Source organism: Flavobacterium fluviatile, assembly GCF_010645065.1.
GTDB lineage: Bacteria > Bacteroidota > Bacteroidia > Flavobacteriales > Flavobacteriaceae > Flavobacterium > Flavobacterium fluviatile.
The window spans coordinates 241,492-266,157 of sequence record NZ_JAADZW010000002.1 but is presented as its reverse complement, the minus strand read 5'-3'; the positions used below and the strand labels follow the sequence as shown (position 1 = coordinate 266,157).

The 24,666-nt window shown below is 35.4% G+C and carries 14 protein-coding genes; all 14 read right to left on the bottom strand.

The window, feature by feature from the left end; translation table 11 throughout:
- Window positions 1-11 precede the first annotated feature (11 nt).
- The 14 genes from sov to GXM17_RS04340 all read right to left on the bottom strand — a co-directional run bounded on the left by sov (window position 12) and on the right by GXM17_RS04340 (window position 24,663).
- Complete coding sequence (sov, locus tag GXM17_RS04405; RefSeq protein WP_163398073.1) at window positions 12-7,292, bottom strand: T9SS outer membrane translocon Sov/SprA; 7,281 nt, start codon at window positions 7,290-7,292, stop codon at window positions 12-14.
- A 22-nt stretch (window positions 7,293-7,314) separates the two neighbouring features.
- Entirely contained in the window at window positions 7,315-7,896 is a 582-nt protein-coding gene (ruvA, locus tag GXM17_RS04400; RefSeq protein WP_163398072.1) for a Holliday junction branch migration protein RuvA, read from the bottom strand.
- 62 nt (window positions 7,897-7,958) lie between these two features.
- Window positions 7,959-10,250, bottom strand: coding sequence for an NADP-dependent malic enzyme (locus GXM17_RS04395; protein ID WP_163398071.1), 2,292 nt, complete (start codon window positions 10,248-10,250; stop codon window positions 7,959-7,961).
- Window positions 10,251-10,401: 151 nt separating this feature from the next.
- Entirely contained in the window at window positions 10,402-10,827 is a 426-nt protein-coding gene (locus GXM17_RS04390; RefSeq protein WP_163398070.1) for a CBS domain-containing protein, read from the bottom strand.
- Between the two features lie 259 nt (window positions 10,828-11,086).
- Window positions 11,087-12,013 (bottom strand): tRNA epoxyqueuosine(34) reductase QueG, encoded by a 927-nt coding sequence (gene queG / locus GXM17_RS04385; RefSeq protein ID WP_163398069.1) that lies wholly within the window; start codon window positions 12,011-12,013, stop codon window positions 11,087-11,089.
- On the bottom strand, window positions 12,010-13,356 hold the full coding sequence (locus GXM17_RS04380; RefSeq protein WP_163398068.1) for a cytochrome P450: 1,347 nt from the start codon (window positions 13,354-13,356) through the stop codon (window positions 12,010-12,012). Before GXM17_RS04380 ends, queG begins: the two co-directional genes overlap by 4 nt.
- A 12-nt stretch (window positions 13,357-13,368) precedes the next feature.
- Window positions 13,369-14,391 (bottom strand): Holliday junction branch migration DNA helicase RuvB, encoded by a 1,023-nt coding sequence (gene ruvB / locus GXM17_RS04375; RefSeq protein ID WP_163398067.1) that lies wholly within the window; start codon window positions 14,389-14,391, stop codon window positions 13,369-13,371.
- A 106-nt stretch (window positions 14,392-14,497) separates the two neighbouring features.
- The gene (locus tag GXM17_RS04370) at window positions 14,498-16,300 is read right to left on the bottom strand and encodes a cytochrome c oxidase subunit I (protein WP_163398066.1); all 1,803 of its coding nucleotides are present in this window, start codon (window positions 16,298-16,300) and stop codon (window positions 14,498-14,500) included.
- A gap of 30 nt (window positions 16,301-16,330) precedes the next feature.
- Window positions 16,331-17,521: a cytochrome c oxidase subunit II gene (locus GXM17_RS04365; protein WP_163398065.1), complete on the bottom strand. Its 1,191-nt coding sequence runs from the start codon at window positions 17,519-17,521 to the stop codon at window positions 16,331-16,333.
- 19 nt (window positions 17,522-17,540) lie between these two features.
- Entirely contained in the window at window positions 17,541-19,064 is a 1,524-nt protein-coding gene (locus GXM17_RS04360) for a quinol:cytochrome C oxidoreductase (protein WP_163398064.1), read from the bottom strand.
- A 27-nt stretch (window positions 19,065-19,091) separates the two neighbouring features.
- Window positions 19,092-19,637 (bottom strand): cytochrome c, encoded by a 546-nt coding sequence (locus tag GXM17_RS04355; RefSeq protein WP_163398063.1) that lies wholly within the window; start codon window positions 19,635-19,637, stop codon window positions 19,092-19,094.
- 8 nt (window positions 19,638-19,645) lie between these two features.
- On the bottom strand, window positions 19,646-20,170 hold the full coding sequence (locus GXM17_RS04350; protein ID WP_163398062.1) for a DUF3341 domain-containing protein: 525 nt from the start codon (window positions 20,168-20,170) through the stop codon (window positions 19,646-19,648).
- Window positions 20,163-21,566, bottom strand: a complete 1,404-nt coding sequence (nrfD, locus tag GXM17_RS04345) for an NrfD/PsrC family molybdoenzyme membrane anchor subunit (protein ID WP_025572652.1) — start codon at window positions 21,564-21,566, stop codon at window positions 20,163-20,165. Before nrfD ends, GXM17_RS04350 begins: the two co-directional genes overlap by 8 nt.
- Window positions 21,567-21,603: 37 nt before the next feature.
- A complete protein-coding gene (locus tag GXM17_RS04340) occupies window positions 21,604-24,663 on the bottom strand; it encodes a TAT-variant-translocated molybdopterin oxidoreductase (RefSeq protein WP_163398061.1) in 3,060 nt (1,019 codons plus the stop codon).
- Window positions 24,664-24,666: the final 3 nt, after the last annotated feature.

Genomic DNA, 24,666 nt, shown 5'->3' with positions numbered 1-24,666 from the left:
TAATCACAAAATTAATTTCCGAAATTATATCGGAGTGTAAACCCTGATCGAATATTGGTAAGAGGAAATGATGTTGAAATTACTGCTTTCGAAAACGAATGATCGTAATAGAAAATAGCCGTTAAGTTTTTACTAAAAGCATAATCGGCCGTAAGTTTTATTGCCCATATATTTTGCCCGGCTGCCAATTGATTATTATCATAATCCAGATAACGAACTAAAGTCTGATTATTTCTATAGGAGAAATCGGCTTTGATATTAATATCGCTTTTTATAATTCCGGTTGGATTATCCGCCAAAGTCGATGAAAAAATTACATCCTTGAAACGATACCCTAAACCAACAACATACTCAAGGCCTTTTACTTCGGTCAGTAAATTATTATCAAAACTCATTGACAAAGCCCTGTCTTTCTTCACTTCTGTAAGTACTCGCAATGATCCTTTTAATTCAAAATCAACACGAAGCAACGGACTAAACTGTTCTACCAAATTGACATTTGACATAATCGTTTTATTGAAGAAATTCCCATTTACATCCGAACCATCCGGATTTTCGTTATAATCGAAATTAGATCTAAACTGATTAATTGTATAAGAAGCCCTGTAATTATGCTGCAAAGAAAAACGTTTAAACCTGTCTTTAAAATATTTATAACGCATTAGTCCGTTGTATTTCACACTCCAGTTTGGAATAGGAAAATTTCTAAAAATCCCAGTCGAGGAACTTGATGCGTCAGCCCCCGAATAAGCAGCTAGAAATGCCGGAAGCAAAACTGCCTGATTACTTTTTCCATATCCTATTGGATATCCTTCATTTGATGCATAAATTTCTCTTTGTTTTTTAAATGGATCTTCTACTGTAGGATCTGTTGGCGGTGGCGGAAGATCATTAGGATTATACCTCGGAATTGCATTACCTGCCCCGTAATGTTCCTCGGCCAAACGATTTGCTATCGTCAGACGATTTTCCCTAAAATCATCAAAAGCAGCAGATACATTTTCATCGCTTGCAGAAAATGCGGTTTTAATTAATACTGTTGAAATGGAGAACATTCCATACGTATAAGGAGACAGAGGCTCATATATACCATTAACAGCACTGTACTGCTCTGAAGAATTTTCAGAGTACGACCTATCCATAGTTAAATCTATTTTAAGGTCAGGAAACAAATCAACATTTGCTGTTACTTTCAAAAGTTTAGTATTAACCTGAGTATAATTTTGATTGAAATTATCATAATTTGTCAGCCAGCCATTTCTGGCAGCTTCATATCGTATATCATCCTGACTACCAAAAATAAATCCTAAAGTTGGCTTAGAGGTTCCTAAAAATCCGATCCCAGGAGTATAACCGGGCAGTACTGTCCCACTGTTTTCAGTATAATTTACCTGAATGTTTTTTACGCTTGTCAAAATCCCAATCAAACCATCATAAAAAGGACTTCTGGCTGTTGGAGCTTTATTGGTATTGACTATTTTTTCTCCCGGTTTTGGAGGTCCTGCCGGCTTTGGTTTTGCAGCTTTTTTGGCTCCTGGTGTCAACCCTAAATACTTGTACAATGTTGTCATGTTAAAAGTTGTACTTAACGTATTTGAATTTGCATTCTGAATCGTATTACCTAAATCATAGGTTGTAAAAGTTCCATCCGGATTTTCTTCTTCATATTGAGACAATGCTGTTGAAGAACGTTGCCAGTTATAATCTGCCGTATAAGAGTAATTTGCTTTTACAAAACTAAAAACAGGTATTTTATTAATTGGAATATCATAATTTAAAACAAACTGCTGTGTATGCTGATTAGGTGTTCCGAGATCAAAATAATCGTCCCAAATGCTGAAATCTTCTTTAGGAGTATTATCGTCATTCAGAAAGTTTTTAACGATGTTGTTTGAAGATGCTGTATAATTCAACTTTAAAGATTTAGTCAGATTGAAACCAAATCCATATTGGTAATTGTGCGCAAAGTTTCTTCTGTAAAGAGGATCCAAACCAATTCCCTGAACATCTTCAACCTGTCTGAATTGCTGGCGGTTACTTTGTCTGATAATATTACTGTTGAACGAAATATTTGATGGCAAATAATTGAAATTGAAATCGCTGAGCAGTTTCCAGTATTCACTTTTTTTCATGAATTTAGTCTGTTTGAAAGGCATCACTTCTTTTGGCTGGAATGAATAGGCATAATTAACTGCAGAATTCGACATTTCATCTTCATAATCTTCAATCTCATAATCATGACGCTGTACCTGATTGTAGGATTGAGAAAATGTAAAATTCTCTACATCGTAAACATGTGGCTTTTGCTCAGGCGCCCTGTCTTTTCTAACACCTATAAAGTTTATACTTTTACGCTTGGTATAATCGATTGCCCTGTTTTTAATATTGTCTTTTTGAGCCTGATCTGTGGTCTCATCGAGCAATTGTTTCAACTTAATATCCTGATTGAACGGATCATATTCAGGCGTGATCACTTCTTCTCCAATTGCATAATTAAATGGCAGGTTTATCCCCCATTTAGGCGGCAATAACTTTCCTAAATTCAGATTCGTAACAATGTTGTATTGCTGAATATCTTCACGATCTCTTTCGTTTGCACCTTCTTCAATAGACCCAAAACCAATAGTGCTTTTTCGGCCTGTTGCAGAAACAGTAGCAAAATCTGCCATGTTTGTATCAACGTTTAATATGGCAGCCATACCTCCTTTATTATCCATATCAGACAATCTGAGTTCGTTAAACCAAACTTCTCCTTTTATATTTTTATCAGTAGTATTACTGTTTTTTAAACCTACCATTAAATTTCGAACCAAACCAAAATTAGGATTCCCTTTAATACCTAATTTTAATCTGCTATCACCATCCCTTAAATCAACATCTCCTACAATATCTGCATCTTCATCAGGGTAATAAATTCCATTAACATCTCGTTTAGAAGGATCTATACTCATACCCTTAATTTTCATTTTTGTTAACAAAGAAAGAGCTAAATCCATTGCATTTTGTTCGGGCCAGACCAAATCAGGATTTATATTACAGCCTCCTCCTGTAACGGTAACTTTCAATGGTATTTCAACCTGATAGAAATTTTCTGTAAAGTCATTTCCAAAACGAATAAACGCAACCATTTCATCATCTCCTATTGACACTTCTTTTTCTAATGATTCAGCATGAAGAAACATTTTCAGTTTTTTGTACTGGCGCATATCAAGACTTACGTTCTTAAAAGCTGCCCTCGCATCATTTACTTCCAGTCCATTTCCTGAAACACGTAACGCTAAAGATTGTTCATTTTGATTTATTACGGTATTATTATTATACAATTGCTCTCTCTGAACATTTGGAGGCATTACATAATTTACCGGGCATTTTGTACTGTTTTCCTGTATGTTTACTGCCTGAACATCAAAAATAGTTCCGGGATCAGGGGCTTTATTTGCCTGAAGAGAATTTTCGTACTTTCTCCATTCTCCCCTAACTAAATCCAATGCTCCAAAACGAACTGTGATCTGATCATTAAAACCAGTCATAAACATTCGCATAAATCGAATAGACCTGTAATCATCAATAGTCCCAATTTTTTTTTGCGGCTGTCTCACCGGTATTTTAAACTGAATCCATCTGGCTGTTGTGTTGCCTCCGTTTGGCAATTCTACATTATTTATTGTTTTAATATCAGTAATATAATTTTGTCCAATTTCCATTCCCTCTTTCATATCAATACTGTATTCGTAATAAGCATTAATAGTGTTCATCGTATTATCACGATTTATATCTTCTACATCCGGAAGTGTTGTTGAACCTCTGTTGGCATCATTTATATCAACAGCTGAGTTTCCTTCGACACCATTATATTTTTTGTAACGATCCAGAACGCCTCCTTCTGTATTAAGAAAATAAGTATAATCATCTGCCGCAGGATCCGGCTCTCCAGCATAATTGGTATAAATAGACGCTTCTCTTGAATTTGGCAACCCATCCAAACCAACATCCTGATTAGACCTGTTTCCTGCGTTGTTATCGAAAGCATAAATTAAGGATTGCGAAGCAGGTACGTCACCCCAATGTGCCTGACCAGTAATTGGCTGAGCAATAATCTGATCCGGTCCAAGCCCGTTTTCATATTGCTTTCTTCCGTCTTTTAAAATATCTTCAGAAACTTCACCTAAATTAAAGTATATTTTTCCAACATTTGAAGGTGGAGTCGACGCATTTCCTACATAAGGATCAAGTACCCAAAATTGAATATATTCTACATTGCTTTGTTCAAAATTGGTTGAATTCAGAGATCGCATAATTCCTCCAAAATTAGCATTTGCCGGATTTGTAGCAAAATCAGGATTATTGTTATAAGGCCCTCTTTCAGATGGAAAATAAGTCAAATCAAGGGTATTGATTACCTGCAGCTGTCCCTGGGCAATATCTGTATTTGGATATAATTCTTTACTGTAAATTCTTCTTGTAGTATTTAAAGACAAATCGTCATTTGATATTCCGTCTGGTTTTTGGGTATAAAAAATAGGATCTATAGAATACCAGGCGAGTTTTGCTCTTTTATAGCCATAATCTAAACTATTAGATGCTGCTCCAAAAGTATTATCACCCGCACTATTAATAAATGGCGTTGAAGCCAGGCTCCATGCATAAGCAGACCGCATATCTATAGTAGATTGAGAACCTTCAAAATCATCAACATATATAGTCGCTTCTCCTTCAAAATCACTTGCTTTTGGCGCATCCGGTTTTAAAAAGGCAACTTCTCCCCTTATCGAAAGATTAGAAGGCACATCTGTATCAATGTTTGGCAGCTTATTTACCAGTCTGGTAAAAAATGGAATTTCAGTTGAATAGTTACCATTAAATCCGAAAATAGTATTATTTACAGATTCCTGACCGTAACTTGACTTTTGAGTAAAAGGCCTTTCAGTCATCTTAAGATAAGTCCCGCCAACAATAAATTTATCTGAGATTTTATGCTCAACATTAAGTCCCATAAACCTTCTGGTCTGTTGGCCAAAAACCGAATTGTTCTCTAAGGAAACTTCTATTGGTGTATTTGAAGCCTGTAAAGAGGCATCCAAAATCTGCACACGTCCTAGCTGGTAATCCACACTATAATCAATCCCTTCTACGAGAACCCTCCCTGCCGCTGTAACCACAACAGAACCTTGCGGAACGTTAAAAGCACCAATCGGAATACCGTCACTTCCTGATGATTTATATTTTCCTCTTAGTAAGAATTTATTTTTATCACTGTCCTGAAGTGCTTTTGTCTGAGTTTCTGTGTAGAGCGTTTTGAATACGTATTTTCTTTGATTTGCGTTATATGTTCCCGTATCGTTATAGTTTTCTCCGTTTCCTGAAATTTGCATTTTTTTAAAAAGAAGTTCACCAAATGGCTCCTTAGTAGTAAAAATAATTCTTCCGTTTTGTGCATCAAAAGTAATACCCTGAAGATAATCGAAGAAACCATCTCCACCTGTTTGCGGATCATTATTGTAATTTAACTTATCTAAATCAAAAACTTTAAGCAGAGGTGTATTAGTTATGTAATAGTCGTTTGGATCTGTATTAGGCGGTATGTTGTCAGGAAAAGGATTTGCTTCATCAACTGGTTTTATATAATTTATCGGTGAAGGATCTGTATAAAGGATATTGAACCTAAAATCGTCCTGCTTAACCTGATAAGCTCCTGGTATCTGATAAATATTTTTCATCATCAGATTCCAAACCGGGTTTTTAACATTCGTTAAACTACTTTTCAGCATTTTCAAAATCAAACTTTGCGTAATAACGGCCTGATTATTATTTTGAGCATTCCCTGTCACTACTGTACCGTCAACACCGTCACTACCAAACTCCCCTACCTGATAAACTTCTCCTCCGACTGTATATTCGTAAGCTACTGCTAATATTTCATCGTTAGCCAAACGTTGTTGTAAGGAAATATAACCTAATTGAGGATTAAATGTGTATTCAGCAGCAGTTAATTTTCTCGCATTTTCAAGTACTGAATAATCAGTTCCTTCACTTACATTTGGAACATTAGCATTATTAAAACCAGCATTGGCTGTTACAATTTCTCTAATATTTGAATTTAAATACGATCCCGGCTGACCAATTAATTCAGGATTGTATTTGTTATTTTCATTATCAGTTGGTGAGTCAACAGGTTTACTGAAAAAACCTGTAGAAGGATTTATAACTACAACCTGTGAATCAGATAATCCTGTAAGCTGACTTTCCCCCAAATCCTGAAGCGCAATAACATTCCTCAGGTTATTACTGGTGGTACTTACACGGTTTTGCTTATTTGTTACCCAAATTTCCAGCCTTGTAATCTGTACACGGCTATCAATTAACGGATAATTTCTAAGAGAAGCATCGTATTTATTTCTAAAATATTGTGATAAAAAGAAGTGCCTATCGCTATCATAATCCAGTGCAAACAAATCAAAATTCTGAATTGTTCCGCCACCTTCGGCAACTATACTTTTTGTTTGTGATTTCTGTTCAGAGAAAACTCCGGTAACAGTTGTTTTTCCGAATTGCAACTGTGTTTTAACACCAAACAAACTCTGTGCTCCACGAATTAAAGTACTATTCAAAGGCATACTCACGTTACCTACTTCTATTTTCTGAACAATATCATCTTCTGTAGGAGTGTATGCAAGTTTAAATAAATTTTGAAAAGCAAATGTAGACTGGGTGTCATAATTGGCATTCACTTCTAATCTGGTACCTACCTTTCCCATTAAACTCATGCTGATTCGCTGATCAAAATCAAAAGTAAGGCTTGATCTGTTTCTGGGTGAAAATGATGGGTTATCCTGTTTGTTATATCGCAATCCCAAATCCATTTCAACAGAGCCTGTAGGTTTTACATCAATTGTGTTACTTCCGAAAATAGATTCAAAAAGACTGGAATTAATGTAATATCTTGGCAATAAATCTTTTTTTGCGTCTTCACTGCCTGCTTTTTTTCCATCAATAGCAATCATTTTTTGCCTAAAATAATTTCTTCTGGATTCTTTAAGCAGTAAATCCTCGTATTGTTTTGGGGTCAAAACCAGAGGATAATCGATAGAAAAACCATCAACCGAATTGGTATAAATATATCGGTCTGAGATAGGATCATATTTGTATCCCGAAAGTACGCTTGGCGGATTTTCTAATTCTAATTTTCCAACAGAAAATCCGGTTTTAGCAGTATCCTGAATTGTTGGATTTACCTGTGCCTGCAAAGCATAGCCACAAAATAAAACCAGTAAAAAAAGTAAAATTTTACGCATACAATTCAGTCTCATATAATAATTATAAAGCCTTTAATGCTTTTTTGATAATAGTTTCAGCAGTAGCTTCCGGATCTTCTTTTACAATTTTCTCAACAACCTTTTCCGATGTTTTTCTTACAAAACCTAAAACTTCTAAAGCAGATAACGCTTCATCCCGGTTTGTATTGTTTTGAACAACAGAAACTTCATCCAGATCATACAATTTTAAGACTTTTTCTTTCAAATCCAATATAACTCTTTGCGCAGTTTTATTACCAATTCCCTTAATGGACTGAATAACACCAACATCTCCTGAAGCAATAGCATTTATAATTTGTTTTGGATCTATAGAGGAAAGCATAGTTCTGGCAATATTAGCTCCTATTCCAGAAACAGATATTAGCATTCTAAATATTTCCCTTTCGGATTTTTCAACAAAACCATATAAAGTATGTGCATCTTCTTTGATTAAAAGATGCGTATATAATTTTATAAAATCAGTATTTGGAATTAGTGAAAAAGTATGCAAGGAGATATTGACCTGATATCCAACTCCTGCACAATCAATAATTACCTCTGTTGGATTTTTCTCCACTAATTTTCCCTGCAAATGTGCTATCATAATATTATTTGTGGTGCCAAATATAATAAAATTAGGACAATGTTAACAACTGTATAAACCCGTTATTTGCCCAGTTTAATTTTCTTTAATTGTTTTTCCTGGGCATCAATAACTGCAATTGCCGCCATATTTACCATCTCTTCCACACTTGCTCCTAACTGAAAAATGTGAACAGGTTTTCCCATCCCCATCATAATTGGACCAATAGAATTTACCTGATACAATTCTTTTAGCAACTTGTAGGTTATGTTTGCGGATTCCAAATTAGGAAAAACCAGTGTATTTACTTTTTTACCGGCTAATTTAGAAAAAGGAAATTTTTCCTCAAGCATCTCAGGGTTTAGTGCAAAATCTGCCTGAATTTCCCCATCTACAATCATGTCAGGATAATTTTTATGTAAAAAGGCAACTGCATCTCTGACTTTTGAAGCATTTTGATGGGTTGATGATCCAAAGTTTGAATATGAAACCATTGCAATTACAGGTTCAACCCCAAACATTTTAGCGGTCTTGGCCGTCATTAATGCAATATTTACTAAATCTTCAGCTGACGGACTAATATTAATCGCCGTATCCGATAAAAACATTGGTCCCCTTGCTGTAAGCATCATGTTTGCTGTTGCTACAAGAGAAGCCCCGTTTGCTTTGCCTATTAATTGCAGCATTGGCTTTAAAACCGAAGGATAACTTCGGGAATGACCCGTAACCAAACCATCCGCTTCACCTTCGTTAACCATCATTGCTGCAAAATAATTTCTTTCACGCATTAATTTTTGGGCATCTAGCAACGATATACCACGTCTTTCTCTGGCTGACCAGTATGATTTTGCAAATTTATCCCTTCTTTGCTCTTCATCTTTTACTTTCGGATCAATAATTTCGACGTCTGCATCAAAACCTAATTCTTCTTTAAGTTCTAAAATAATTTCTTTATTCCCTAATAGAATTGGAAAAGCTATCCCCTCTTCATACACAATTTGAGCTGCTTTTAAAACATTCAGATGTTCAGCTTCAGGAAAAACAACTCGTTTTGGTTCTATCTTTGCACGGTTTGTAATTAACCGAACCATCTTATTATCGTTGCCCAAACGTTCTAAGAGTTTTTCTTCATAGGCAGACCAGTCTGCAATTGGATTTTTGGCAACCCCTGATTCTATAGCTGCTTTTGCAACAGCTGGTGCAACCACAGCAATAAGCCTTGGATCAAATGGTTTCGGTATAATATACTCTCGGCCAAAGCCTAATTTTGTTGCGCCATAAGCTACGTTAACCTGTTCCGGAACAGATTGTTTCGCTAATGATGCCAGTGCTTTTACAGCTGCCATTTTCATAGCTTCATTAATTTTTGTAGCCCTTACATCTAAAGCTCCCCTGAAAATATAAGGAAACCCTAAAACATTATTGACCTGATTTGGAAAATCTGAACGGCCTGTAGCCATAATAACATCCTTACGGGTTTCTGTTGCTAAATTATAATCTATTTCAGGATTTGGATTTGCCATTGCAAAAACGATAGGATTATCAGCCATTGATAACAGCATTTCAGGAGACAAAATATTTCCAGAAGACAATCCAATAAAAACATCAGCACCTTTTACAGCTTCTGCCAAATCAATTTTAGCTCCATCCACAGCATATTTCAATTGTAATTCTGAAAGCGAAAGATTATCTTTTGTTAAAAGTCCTTTACTATTGAACATCAAAACATTTTCAACTTTAACGCCCAGTAAAACATATAAATCTGTACAGGCTATCGCAGCAGATCCGGCTCCGGAAACGACAACTTTTACGTCTTCGGCTTTTTTACCTGCCAATTCTAAAGCATTAATTAATGCCGCCGAAGAAATAATAGCGGTTCCATGCTGATCATCATGCATTACCGGAATATCTAACTCTTCTATCAGTCTTCTTTCTATTTCAAAAGATTCGGGCGCTTTAATATCTTCAAGATTAATCCCTCCAAAAGTTGGAGCAATATTTTTTACCGTCTGAATAAATTCTTCAACATCTTTTGTCCCGATTTCAATATCGAAAACATCAATATCCGAGAAAATTTTAAACAGTAAACCTTTTCCCTCCATGACAGGTTTCCCGGCTTCCGGACCTATGTCACCAAGACCTAAAACAGCTGTGCCATTTGAAATAACGGCTACTAAATTCCCTTTTGCTGTATATTTATAAACATCTTCAACGTTTGCTGCGATTTCTAAACACGGCTCTGCAACTCCCGGTGAATACGCCAGAGATAAATCTCTTTGGGTTGCGTATTTTTTAGTCGGAACTACCTGAATTTTCCCTGGAGTCGGTTCTGCATGATACAATAACGCCTCTCTTCTTTTAGTGTCTTTATTCATTCGTTTTCGCTTTAGTTTCCTCACAAAGATATAAGTCTTGCTTTAAAACTATCTGTTTTTCAGCATTCTTTTCCGGAAAAAAGTCAAATATTGCAAAAAAAATAGTCCGATTTAATTTCGGACTATTTGTAAGTTTTTTTATTGTTTAATCTTATTGAGAAATATAAGAGTTAAGATAATTTATCGTATCTTTTTGCAATTCGATAATAGCTTTTACGACATCACTAATCGAAATAATGCCTACAACAATTCCGTCTTCTAAAACCGGCAGGTGCCTTATTCTTTTTGTACTCATCAGCTCCATGCAATCTTCTAAATTATCTGAAAGTTTTACTGTAAAAACAGTACTTTCCATGATTTCGTCAACAAATGTTTCTTTTGATGATTTATCCTTTAAAACAATTTTTCGTGCATAATCCCTTTCAGACAATATTCCTTTCAACTCAGAACCATCGATAATAAGGATAGCGCCTATATTTTTTTCGCCCATCACTTTCAGTGCTTCATAGACAGTGGTTGTTGTACGTACGGAATAAACATTTTTCCCTTTTGTGTTTAGTATTTGATTTACAGTCATATCCGAAAAATTTTAGGAATATAAAGTTAGAAAAATTTGAACATAAAAGATTAGTCTCTACATTTTTTTACACCTAGTAGATTCATTTTTAAATCTTTACAACTTATTTAACTATTTCTAAATATTCTGCAAAAGAAAAGAATAATTCACGTCCACTTTTTTATGAAAATCTCAACATTTTTCTATTTAAGCAGAAATAAAAATACATTTTCTAAAACTGAAAAAGTTGCTGCAGTATTGACAATATGCCTCTGTAAGATTATTCTAAAAACTTAATATTTCTCCTCAGACCATCAAATTTAGTTCTCTTGACAGGGGAATTTTTAAAAACCAGCCGAAAAGTTTCCTCTGTAATTTCAGTCCAGTCTTTTTTAGAAAAAGAAAGCAATTCAGGATTTGGATTAAATAAGGGTTCCGAATGTGGTTTCGAAAAGCGATTCCAGGGACAAACATCCTGACAGGTATCACAACCAAACATCCAATCATCAAATTTACCTTTCATTTCGTATGGAATGTTCTCTTTAAGTTCTATTGTATAATAAGAAATGCATTTGCTGCCATCTACGACATAAGGAGCGACTATTGCCTGAGTTGGACAGGCATCGATACAGGCCGTACAAGAGCCGCAATGATCAGTTACTGCATGATCGTATTCGAGATCTAAGTCCAGGATAAGTTCTGCAATAAAATAAAATGAGCCTACTTTCTGAGTTAATAAATTACTGCTTTTGCCAATCCAGCCCAAACCGCTTTTTGCTGCCCAAGCCCTGTCTAAAACAGGTGCAGAATCTACAAAAGCACGACCCGAAACATCGCCTATATTCTCTTGGATAGAATGAAGAAATTCTTTTAGTTTTTCTTTAATAACAAAATGATAATCCTGACCATACGCATATTTTGAAATCTTGAAACTCTCGTTATTTTGAACTTCAGCAGGATAATAATTTAACAAAAGTGAAACCACGCTCTTAGCATCATCAACCAATAATGTTGGATCTAAACGCTTATCAAAATGGTTTTCCATATAGGTCATTTGGCCATTCTGATTATTTTTCAACCAATTTTCCAAACGGGGAGCTTCTTCTTCAAGAAAACCTGCTTTAGATATTCCACAAGAAATGAAACCAAGCCGTTTTGCTTCAGATTTAATAAATTTTGAATATGTCTCTTTAGAATTAAGGGTCATCTTTTAGAGAATATAACTTCAGCTCCAACTGGTTTTAAAGTGATTAACGGATTAAACTGAATTTCATTTTTAGTTGATTTAATCACGTATCTTTTTACAATATAAGAAAGTGTCAGGCACATTTCATAAATGGCAAATCCGGCTCCAATACACATTCTCGGTCCGGCTCCAAAAGGATAAAAATATTGCAGCGACTTCTTTTTTTGTTCACCAAGAAAACGTTCAGGAATAAACTCATTCGGATTTTCCCAATATTTAGGATTTCGGTGCAACTCATAAAAAGAAACTCCAATCAGCGTACCTTTTCTAATATTGAATCCTGCTAAATTATCATCTTCTACATTTTCCCTATCTGTAATCCATGCAGGCGGATACAATCTCATTGACTCATTTAAAACTGCGTTTATGAAAGTCATTTTTTGAAGTTGTTCAATTACATTATCCGTTTCAGATTCAATTTTCACAATTTCATCAAATATCTTCAGCTGCGCATCAGGATGATTACCTAAAAGATGCAATGTGAAGGTCAAAGCATTTGCAGTAGTTTCATGGCCGGCTGTAAAAAGAATTTTTATTTCATCTATTAATTGCACTACTGGCATTCCTTCCCCACTATCTTCATAACGTGTTTCAAGAAGCATATTAAGCAAATCATTCACTTCTGATTTTGAAGCAATTCTTTCTTCTATAATCTCCTGAATAATTTTATTATTCTCATCAGCCAATTTAAGGTGCTTTTTAACCTGACCGCTAATTGAAAACCACCACGCTTTATGGGGAAGCCTAATCTCCTTGATCAAGAAATTCTGAACTTCTTCTATAATAAATTTTATGCGATTTAATTTTTCATCAGAAATAGAAAATTGAAATAGCGACTTTGCTACAACATTGAAAGCCAATTCACTCATTACAGGAAAAAGATCTATACTTTTTTCTTCAATTAAATTATTAAGTTCTGAAACAATGATTTGCTCCATATTTTCAACTAGCTGATTCATTTTTTGTTTATGAAAAGCAGGCTGGATGAGTCTTCTTTGTTTTAACCAAAACTCACCATCCACAGTTAAAAGTCCATTTCCTAAATACTTAGAAAGATATACAGACTGAAACTTTGACTTGTAATAATTCTTTTGATTTTTCTGCAAAATATATTCAGCAACATCATTATTTCGGGATAAAATGATATGACGTGAAACACCTATCTGAATAGAAAAAGAGTCACCTAACTTATCAAAATACCTTCTATGATAAGGAATTGGATCTCTACGAACCCCCTCCACATCCAGAAAAAATCTAAGAATAGAAATTTTGGGCGGATAGTTATATTTTGTACTTACAGACATAATTATCTGAATTTAGAATAAACCACCTTGAATATTCGTGTTTATTTTTCCCAGATGTTTATATGCTTTATCCGTTACTTCTCTACCACGAGGCGTTCTCATAATAAATCCCTCCTGAATTAAAAATGGTTCATAAACTTCTTCAATTGTTTCGCTGCTTTCGGAAACAGCAGTTGCTAAAGTAGAAAGCCCCACCGGACCTCCTTTAAACTTATTGATAATCGTCAACAATATCTTGTTATCCATCTCATCAAGTCCGTGAGCATCAACATTCAGTGCTTTCAAAGCATATCTTGAAATTTCCAAATCAATTGTACCATTACCTTTTATCTGTGCAAAATCACGTACACGACGTAATAAAGCATTTGCAATACGAGGAGTACCTCGGCTGCGGCCTGCAATTTCTATGGCTGCCTCAAGGTCGATAGGCATTTTCAAAATAGAAGCACTTCTTTCAACTATGGTTGTCAAAAGTTCGGTAGTATAATATTGTAAACGGGAAGATATTCCGAAACGGGCACGCATTGGAGCTGTTAATAATCCTGATCTGGTAGTAGCACCTATTAAAGTAAATGGATTCAAATTAATCTGAACAGTTCTTGCATTAGGACCAGATTCTATCATGATATCAATCTTGAAATCCTCCATAGCCGAATACAGATATTCTTCCACAATAGGACTCAAACGATGAATTTCATCAATAAACAAAACATCTCTTTCATCGAGATTAGTCAGTAAGCCTGCTAAATCCCCTGGTTTATCCAACACAGGACCAGAAGTAATTTTGATTCCAACTTCAAGTTCATTTGCCAAAATATTAGCCAGAGTAGTTTTTCCAAGCCCGGGAGGTCCATGAAAAAGAGCATGATCCAGTGCCTCACCACGCTGATTAGCTGCTGCAACAAAAACCTTTAAATTTTCTAAAACCTGGTCTTGTCCGGCAAAATCATCAAATGACAGCGGACGCAATCTTTTTTCAAGATCTAACTCTTCTGGGTTGTATCCTTTTGTGGTAGGATCTAGATTTTCATTCATTTGACAAAGATAGTCAAAGTAATCAGTTTGTAAAACAGTAAAAGTTTACAGATAAAACTTTTGCAAAACAAAAAAACCATCATTTCTGATGGTTTTTTAAAATATTTTAGTGGTGTAAAACTTCTTCCCCTTCTTTCATGGGTACATTTTGAGGAACAAAATCTACATCATGATTTGGGTTACTGTAGTCATACGGCCAACGATATACATGAGGAATTTCACCTGGCCAGTTTCCGTGTATATGCTCTACTGGCGTTGTCCACTCTAAAGTTGTAGATCTCCATGGATTCTGAACCGCCTTCTTACCGTAGAAAATACTGCTAAAGAAGTTGTATAAGAATACTAATTGGAACGCACCTCCTACAAGAGCAAATGTTGTAATTAAAACATTTACATTTTGTAAATCATCAAATAACGGGAAGTTTGTGTTAGTGTAATAACGTCTTGGAAGTCCTGCTAATCCAATAAAGTGCATTGGAAAGAAAACTCCGTAAGCACAAACAGCAGTTACCCAGAAGTGGATATAACCTAAGTTTTTATTCAACATTCTTCCGTACATTTTAGGAAACCAGTGGTAGATACCAGCAAACATTCCGTAAAGTGCAGAGATACCCATTACTAAGTGAAAGTGAGCAATTACGAAGTAAGTATCGTGAACATTAATATCTAAAGTACTATCCCCTAAAATGATTCCTGTTAAACCTCCAGTAATGAAAGTAGAAACCATTCCTATAGAGAATAACATCGCAGGATTGAACTGTAAGTTACCTTTCCATAAAGTCGTAATCCAGTTAAATGCTTTTACAGCAGATGGAATTGCGATCAATAAAGTCGTAAAAGTAAATACAGATCCTAAGAAAGGATTCATACCCGAAAGGAACATATGGTGTCCCCAAACAATTGTAGATAAAAATGCAATTGCAAGAACTGACATAATCATTGCTCTGTATCCAAAAATTGGTTTACGGGAATTCGTAGCCATAATTTCAGAAACAAGACCCATTGCCGGTAAAATTACGATGTAAACCTCAGGGTGACCTAAGAACCAGAATAAGTGTTCAAATAATACCGGAGATCCTCCTTGGTAATGTAAAACTTCTCCAGCAATATAAATATCAGATAAGAAGAATGAAGTACCAAAACTTCTATCAAAAATCAATAATAAAGCTGCAGATAATAATACAGGAAACGAAATAACACCAATAATAGCTGTTACGAAGAATGTCCAGATTGTAAGAGGAAGTCTGGTCATAGACATTCCTTTAGTTCTTAAATTGATTACAGTAACAATGTAATTTAAAGATCCCATTAAAGAGGATGCAATAAAGATAGCCATTGAAACTAACCATAAAGTCATACCTGTTCCAGATCCTGGAATTGCCTGTGGCAAAGCACTTAATGGTGGATAAATTGTCCAACCTGCAGAGGCTGGTCCGGCTTCAACAAATAATGAACATAACATTACTACAGCAGATAAGAAAAACAACCAGTATGAAATCATATTCATAAATCCAGATGCCATATCTCTTGCACCAATCTGAAGCGGAATAAGTAAATTACTAAAAGTTCCACTCAAACCAGCCGTTAGTACAAAGAATACCATAATGGTACCATGTATCGTAACTAAAGCTAGATAAATATCATTAGCCATCACACCATCAGGTGCAAATTTATCTCCTAATAAAACATTAAATATTTTAAAAGACTCTTCAGGCCAAGCCAATTGCATTCTGAAAAGCAAAGACATTACTATACCAATAATCCCCATAATAATACCTGTAATCAAGTATTGCTTAGCGATCATTTTGTGATCAATACTAAATATATATTTAGTAATGAACGTGTCCTTATGATGATGTTCGTGCTCGTGATCGTGTCCGTGATCGTGACCGTGCGCTTCTGCTGACATATATGTGTACTTTAAATTTTCTTAATAATATTATTTAACAGCAACTTTTGCTACAGCTGCCTTAACAGTATCAATAACCGCTTTTACAGTATCTTTTACTTTTGAAGCTGTATCTGTAGTTGCTTCAGCTCCCTCAGCTGGTTTTTCAGCTGCAGACGCAGCTTTGATATCCTGAGCCAAAGTTGTTTTCTCACTTAACCACTTCTTATAGTCTTCAGGAGAATCTACAACAACTTTCATTTGCATATTGTAATGAGATGCTCCACAAATTTTATTGCACAACAATAAGTAATCAAATGTATAAGGATCTAATGCTGTACCTCCTTTAGCTACTAACTCAGCACTTTTTTCATTTCTAAGTTTATTGATATTTGCTACTTTTTTAATCATAAAAGGCAGCTCCCTGTACTCAGCAGTTGTATAAGTTGGAACAAAGGCAAACTCAGTGACCATACCAGGAACACAGTTCATTTGAGCTCTGAAGTGAGGAAAATAAGCTGAGTGTAAAACATCCTGAGAGCGCATTTTGAAATGTACTTTTTTACCTTTAGGCAGGTGTAATTCAGTAACTACGATATCATCCTGAGAATTTGGATCAGACATATCAACACCTAAAGTATTTATACCTTCAATCAAACGAACATTTGCTTTACCTAAAGTGTTATCAGCTCCGGCATATCTTGCTGTCCACTTAAATTGTTGAGCATATAATTCGATTTCTATTACATCTTCATCTTTGTCAACAAACATAATGTTATTCCATGCATACAATCCGTAAAGAATTAAGATTGCTAAAACAACCGATGGAATAATACTCCAAATTGCTTCTAATTTATTACTATCTGCAAAAAATAATGCTTTTTTATCTTTGTTCCCTTTGTATTTAAAAGAAAACCAATATAGTAAACCCTGAGTAATGACCTGAACAGTAAAAATTAATACCCAAGTAATATTCATTAAATTATCTACTAAAAGACCATGCGCCGATGCAGGCGTATGGAGTGCTAAATTACCCCATTTCAGTAAACCATAAATTGTAAAGATATAAATGAAAGCCAGAAAGCCAAACATAATATATCCCTGAACATTGTTATCATTATCAGATGCAACCTGAGAATCGTCCGAAGAAGCCCCAACCTGAGTAAGATCGAAAATCTTGGTCAATTGCCATAATGCAACTGCTAATAAAACTAAAACTATAATTACCAACAAACTTGTCATCTGTTTATTTCTTTAAATATTAATAATGAAAATGTTTACTCTCTTCTATAAAAGGATTTCTTTTTGCTAACAAAGGAGATTTACTCAAAGCAGTAAACACTACGAAAATAAATAAACCTAAGAAGAAAAGAATAGATGCAATTTCAGGAACACCAATAAACCATCTGTCACCAACTGTACCAGGCATAATCATATTAAAGAAATCAATATAGTGTCCTAATAAGATCACAATACCCGCCATTACAATAACCCAGTTAAGTCGTTTAAAATCTGTGTTGATCAATATCAATAATGGGAAAACAAAATTCATAACTACAGCACCAAAGAAAGGCAAATTATATAATTGAATTCTTGTAACAAAATAAGTTACCTCCTCAGGAATATTTGCATACCAAATCAACATAAATTGAGAGAACCATAAATAAGTCCAGAATACACTAATACCAAACATGAATTTTGCTAAATCATGAATATGACTTGTATTTACATGCTCTAAATATCCTTTAGATTTTAAGTAAATAGTTACCAATGCTATTGCTGTGATACCACTTACAAAAAATGAAGCGAAAACATACCAAGCAAATAAAGTACTGAACCAGTGCGGGTCAAAAGACATAATCCAGTCCCAGGCCATAATAGACTCAGAAACAATAAAGAATACTAAAAATCCAGCAGAGGCTTTGAAATTCTTTTTGTAGTAAAGATCGTCATTAGCTTCGTCTTGTGCTAAACAGTTTTTTCTTGAAAAATGACGGTAAATATTCCATCCTAATAAAAATATAAAAGCTCTAGCAATCCAAAAAGGAAAGTTCAAATAACCAGATTTTCCTGCAATAATGGCATCATAATTTGGGCTTTTCGGATCTGTAACCCCTTCTCCTAACCAAACAAAAATATGATTAAAATGTAAACCGCAAAGAACCAAAATAATAAAGAAAATAATAGAACCAGCTGGTAAATAAGCTGTAATTCCCTGCATAACTCTAAACAATACCGGAGACCATCCTGCCTGAGCGACTTGTTGGATAGCATAAAACGCTAAAACACCCATAGAAAGCAGTAAGAAGAAAATACAGGCAACATACAAAGCAGACCAAGGCTTGTTTTGTAATTGATGTAGGACATGTTCAGCATGAGCTTTAGGATCATGTCCATGAGAAACATCTTCGTGCTTTTCTGCTTTTACTTCATGACTTGCAACAGCTGTTTCGTGTGCTATTTCAGTTTTTACTTCATGAACTGTATCTTCATTTGCAACAACTGAATCTTTATTAACTGCAACAGCTGCGTGTGTTTCTTCAACCACTTCATGATGAGCAACCTCTTCAGCTTTTTCTTCGTGAATAGTTTCAGTTTTTTCTTCATGATGAGCTGCAGCAGCTTCATGATGACCTCCACCATGCTCTGATGCTTCTTTTTTAAGAAGAGTTTCAACCTCTTCAATATTTTTAGGAGCGTTTAAAAAACCATATCCAATCCCTAATATACCAACGGTCATTAGAATGATAGAAAAAGTTTTTAATTTACTTGAAAATGTGTACATATCTATTACGATCAGTTTGTTCAACAATTATAATTGGCTTTTCAGTTTTAGAACATAGTCAGCAACTAACCAACGTTCGTGGGCACTTAATTGATTTGCATGTGAACCCATTGCATTTAAACCATAAGTTTCAACGTGAAAAATACTTCCTTCAGTGATCTCTCTGTCTTTATAGCTAGGTACTCCAAGAAATTTTTCTCTTTCAACCAATTTTCCTTTACCGTTTCCAGTTGCACCATGGCAGCTGATACAATAAATTTCGAAAAGTTCTTTTCCTTTTTCAGAATTTTTTTCTTCTTCAGTTAAAGGTGATTTTAAATTAGCTTTGGCCAATTCATATCCTGCTGTTGAATTTTCATATTCACAGGGTTCAAAACCTCTGTTAATAGTTCCTTCTACAGGAAGCTGTCCTTCCTTTCCGCCTTTAAATACTTTTGACTCTGCATAAGGCTCATATGCTACCGACTCATACATATTTGGGAAATACTGATAGTTTGGTGCCGAATTATTGTGGCAAGATGAAACCAAAATAGTTATACCAACTAAAAGTGTTATTTTATATATCCTTTTCATAGCTACAATTAATTCTTTTCAATTACTTTAACTTCTACAGCTCCTGTACCCTCGAAGAAAGAAACAAGCTCTGCTTCGTTATCATTTACAGAAACTTCCATTAAGAAATGGTCATCTGTCGTCCTTACATCAGGATTTTCAGCTTGCTTAAAAGGCCATAATCTACTTCTCATGTAAAAAGTAATAACCATTAAGTGAGCAGCAAAAAATACAGTCATTTCAAACATAATCGGCACAAATGAAGGCATATTTTGAATGAAACTAAAACTTGGCTTTCCACCAATATCCTGAGGCCAGTCATGAATCATGATATAACTCATCATAAAAGTAGCAACAGAAATACCAACACATCCATACAGGAAAGCACAAATTGCTAATCTAGTTGGCGCTAAGCCCATGGCTTTATCCAATCCGTGAACCGGAAATGGAGTAAAAACCTCTTCAATATGGTGATGAGCAGCTCTTGTTTTCTTTACTGCATCCATCAAAATATCATCGTCATTATAAATGGCATATATTACTTTATTACTCATGATGTGAATCTTTACTATTTGCTCTTTCTCTAATGTAATTATCTCCTGTTCCTTTCAAAATTGTTTTAACCTCTGCCTGAGCAATTACAGGGAATGTTCTAGAGTACAATAAAAACAATACAAAGAAGAAACCAATTGTTCCAATGAAAATTCCAATATCGACAAACGTTGGTGAGAACATTGTCCAAGAAGATGGAAGGTAATCTCTATGTAAAGAAGTAACAATAATTACAAATCTTTCAAACCACATTCCGATGTTTACTACAATCGAAATTACAAATGAGAACATAATACTTGTTCTTAGTTTTTTGAACCACATAAACTGAGGGGAGAAAACGTTACAAGTCATCATCGCCCAATATGCCCACCAGTAAGGACCTGTAGCTCTGTTTAAGAATGCATACTGCTCATATTCTACACCTGAATACCAAGCCACAAATAACTCAGTAATATAAGCCACACCAACAATAGATCCAGTAATCATGATAATGATGTTCATTAACTCGATATGTTGTAATGTGATGTATGCCTCAAGGTTAGAAACTTTTCTCATAACAATCAACAATGTATTTACCATTGCGAATCCAGAGAAAACTGCTCCTGCAACGAAGTATGGAGGAAAAATTGTTGTATGCCATCCTGGAATTACAGAAGTAGCAAAGTCCATGGATACAATCGTATGTACAGACAGTACAAGAGGAGTAGCTAAACCAGCTAATACTAAAGATACTTCTTCAAAACGCTGCCAGTCTTTTGCTCTACCGCTCCAACCGAAACTAAGGATAGAATAAACTCTTTTATTAAATGGAGTTATTGCTCTATCACGAAGCATAGCAAAGTCAGGCAATAAACCAGTCCACCAGAAAACCAATGATACTGAAAGATACGTTGAAATCGCAAATACGTCCCAAAGCAATGGTGAATTAAAGTTTACCCATAGTGATCCGAATTGATTTGGAATAGGTAATACCCAGTACGCTAACCATGGACGTCCCATGTGAATAATTGGGAATAAACCTGCCTGGACCACAGAGAAGATTGTCATAGCTTCTGCAGAACGGTTAATCGCCATTCTCCACCGCTGACGGAAAAGTAATAATACCGCAGAAATTAATGTTCCTGCGTGACCGATACCTACCCACCAAACGAAATTGGTGATATCCCAAGCCCAGCCAACTGTTTTATTTAATCCCCATGTTCCGATACCGGTAGATACAGTGTAAATAATACAACCTAATCCCCAAAGGAAGGCTATTAATGCGATTGAAAATACAATCCACCATTGCTTATTTGCTGGTCCTTCAACAGGAGCAGCTACATCTACAGTTACATCGTGATATGATTTATCACCTATAACTAAAGGTTTTCTAATGGGTGCTTCGTAGTGAGACGACATAATCCTTTATATTGTTTCTAATTAATAATTATTTTTACTAAACGTTTCTAACTTTAACATGATAAAAAACGTTTGGTTTTGTACCAACATGTTCTAATAAGTGATAAGATCTTTCACTTTCGGCAAGTTTTGCAACTTCGCTTTCTTTGTCATTTACATCCCCAAACACCATTGCTCCGGAAGAACAAGCTGCAGAACATGCACAAGCATTGTTGAATTCGTCTTTACCAACAACTCTTCCTTGACGCTTAGCCTCAAGAATAACAGCCTGAGTACTTTGAATACAGAAAGAACATTTTTCCATAACACCACGAGAACGAACATTAACATCTGGATTTAAAACCATACGCCCTAAATCATCATTCATGTGATAATCAAATTCACTGTTTTTATTGTACAGGAACCAGTTAAAACGACGCACTTTATACGGACAGTTGTTTGCACAATAACGAGTACCAACACATCTGTTATAAGCCATGTGATTTTGACCCTGGCGACCATGAGAAGTTGCAGCAACTGGACAAACTGTCTCACAAGGTGCGTGGTTACAGTGTTGACACATTACAGGCTGGAACGCTACTTGTGGGTTTTCCCCTGGGTTTTCCATTTCATTAAATGTAGACAATGAACTAGACAACCCGGCAATTCCTTCTTTTCTTTCATTATCACCTTCAAAAGTACTTTCAGAAGAATAATATCTATCGATACGTAACCAGTGCATATCACGGCTTCTTCTCACCTCTGCTTTACCAACAACAGGCACGTTGTTTTCTGCGTGACAAGCAATAACACATGCTCCACAACCAGTACAAGCATTTAAATCAATAGAAAGATTAAAGTGGTGACCAGTTGTACGATCAAATGATTCCCACAAGTCTACAGTTGTAGCTTCAACTTCCTGATGATCTAAAGATACCATTGGTTTTTCATTCCAATGCTCAGCAGTTTCTTTATTAAATACATCTAAAGTAGTCTCTTTAATGATGTCTCCTCTACCCATTAAAGTTTTCTGACCCTGAACACAAGCAAATTCATGTTCTCCAGCAGCTTTAACGATAGATACTGATTGAACACCATTAAATCCTTTATATAAAGCGTAAGCATTTAAACCTACTTGCATTTCTTCTTTCAAAGCAGCTTTGCGACCGTAACCAAGAGCGAGACCTAATGTTCCAACTGCCTGGCCTGGCTGAACTATAACAGGTACATTTTCCAATTTAACACCTTCAGCAGTAGTGATAGTAGCATAACTACCATTTAAACCACCATTTGCAACAATTTCATTAGACAATCCAATTTTTACCGCATCAGCTTTCGAAACTGTAACATAATTATCCCAGGAAACTCTTGTAATTGGATCAGGAAACTCTTGAAGCCATGGATTATTTGCATGTTGTCCATCACCTAGTCCCGTTTTAGTATATAATACCAATTCGAAATCTCCAGCAGATTTAGATTTTGCAACTGCATTAGCAGCAGACGCAGCATCTATAGCTCCGCCAGATAAGGCTGTAGAACCAACAATCGCTACACCATCATGCAATACTTTATTCCAAGAAGATCCGGCAGTAAACCCACCAGAATTAGCTTTTAAGTAATCATAAAAAGTACCCGCTGTACCGTTTAATGACAATAAAACATCCTGAAATTGTTTTGTATTAAAGATTGGACGGATTGTAGGTTGAGTTAAGCTATAAGTTCCGCTTGTAATTTCAACATCTCCCCAAGATTCCAAATAATGGGGAGCTGGAGCAGCAACAGTAACAACAGATGCAGTCTCATCTTCTTTTAATGCAAAAGCAACAGAAGTTTTAACTTTTTTCAATCCAGAAACAAAAGAAGCTGAGTCAGCTAATGTGTAAACAGGATTAACACCACTCATAATTAAAGTATGAACATTTCCTGCATTCAAATCTTTAATAAACTGCGTTACGACAGCATTAGAACCTTTTCTAATTTGTCTTGCTCCTGCAGTACTAAAAGCTTCACTAGCCAATACCTGATTGATAGCTAAAACTAATAATTGAGCATTTTTATCTTCAATTCCAGATACTAAAACTCCTTTTGATCCAGCAGCCTTAAGTTGCTGGGCAGCTTTAACTACTTCAGCTTTAACGCTTCCGTCTAAAGCAACAGGGATAGAAGCACCTATAACAATATTATAAATTTGGACCAAAGCTTGTTTTTGAGCAGCTATAGTCATTGGAATACGCTTATCAGCAGCAGCTCCTGATAATGTCATATTTGATTCAAACTGGAAATGACGAGACATTTTTCCATTTTGAGGAATACGTCCTTTTGCATATCCAGAATCGTATCCTCCTCCTTGCCAGTCTCCTAAGAAATCAGCACCAACTGATACAATTAAATTAGCTCTTGAAAAATCATAATCAACTAAAGCTCTTTGACCGTATACAGATTCAAAAGCATCTAAAGCCTCAGATGAAGAAACTGCATCATAAACTACATGCTTAGCATTAGGGTTTTTTGCAATAAACTCAGCGATTAGTTTTTCTGTAGACGGACTCGCTAAAGTATTCGTCAATAAGACTACTTGCCCACCTTTAGCTTTCGCATCAGCTAAACTTGATTTAATCTTTAAATCAACTGCAGGCCAGGTAGAATCCTTACCATCTATTTTTGGCTCTTTTAAACGACCGCTATCATATAATCCTAAAATAGAAGCATGAATTCTTGCGTTCGCGGCAAATTTAGCACCAGCAATTGTATTGTTTTCAATTTTAATTGGACGACCCTCACGAGTTTTTACCAAAAGATTAGCAAAATCAAAACCATCAAAAACTGTAGTTGCATAATAATCTGCAACACCAGGAATGATTTGTTCTGGTTGTAACACATAAGGTATCGATTTGTGAACAGGACCTTCGCAAGCAGCTAAAGTAACAGCTGCAGTACTAAATCCTACGTACTTTAAAAAGTCACGACGTGAAGTTCCTGAAGATGCAAGAGCATCTGCATTTCCTAAGAATTCATCCGTAGGAATTTCTTCAACAAATTCGTTATTTCTAAGCGCCTCAACAATAGAACTATTTTCTAGTTCCTCAACACTTTTCCAGTATTTTTTGTTTGATGACATTGT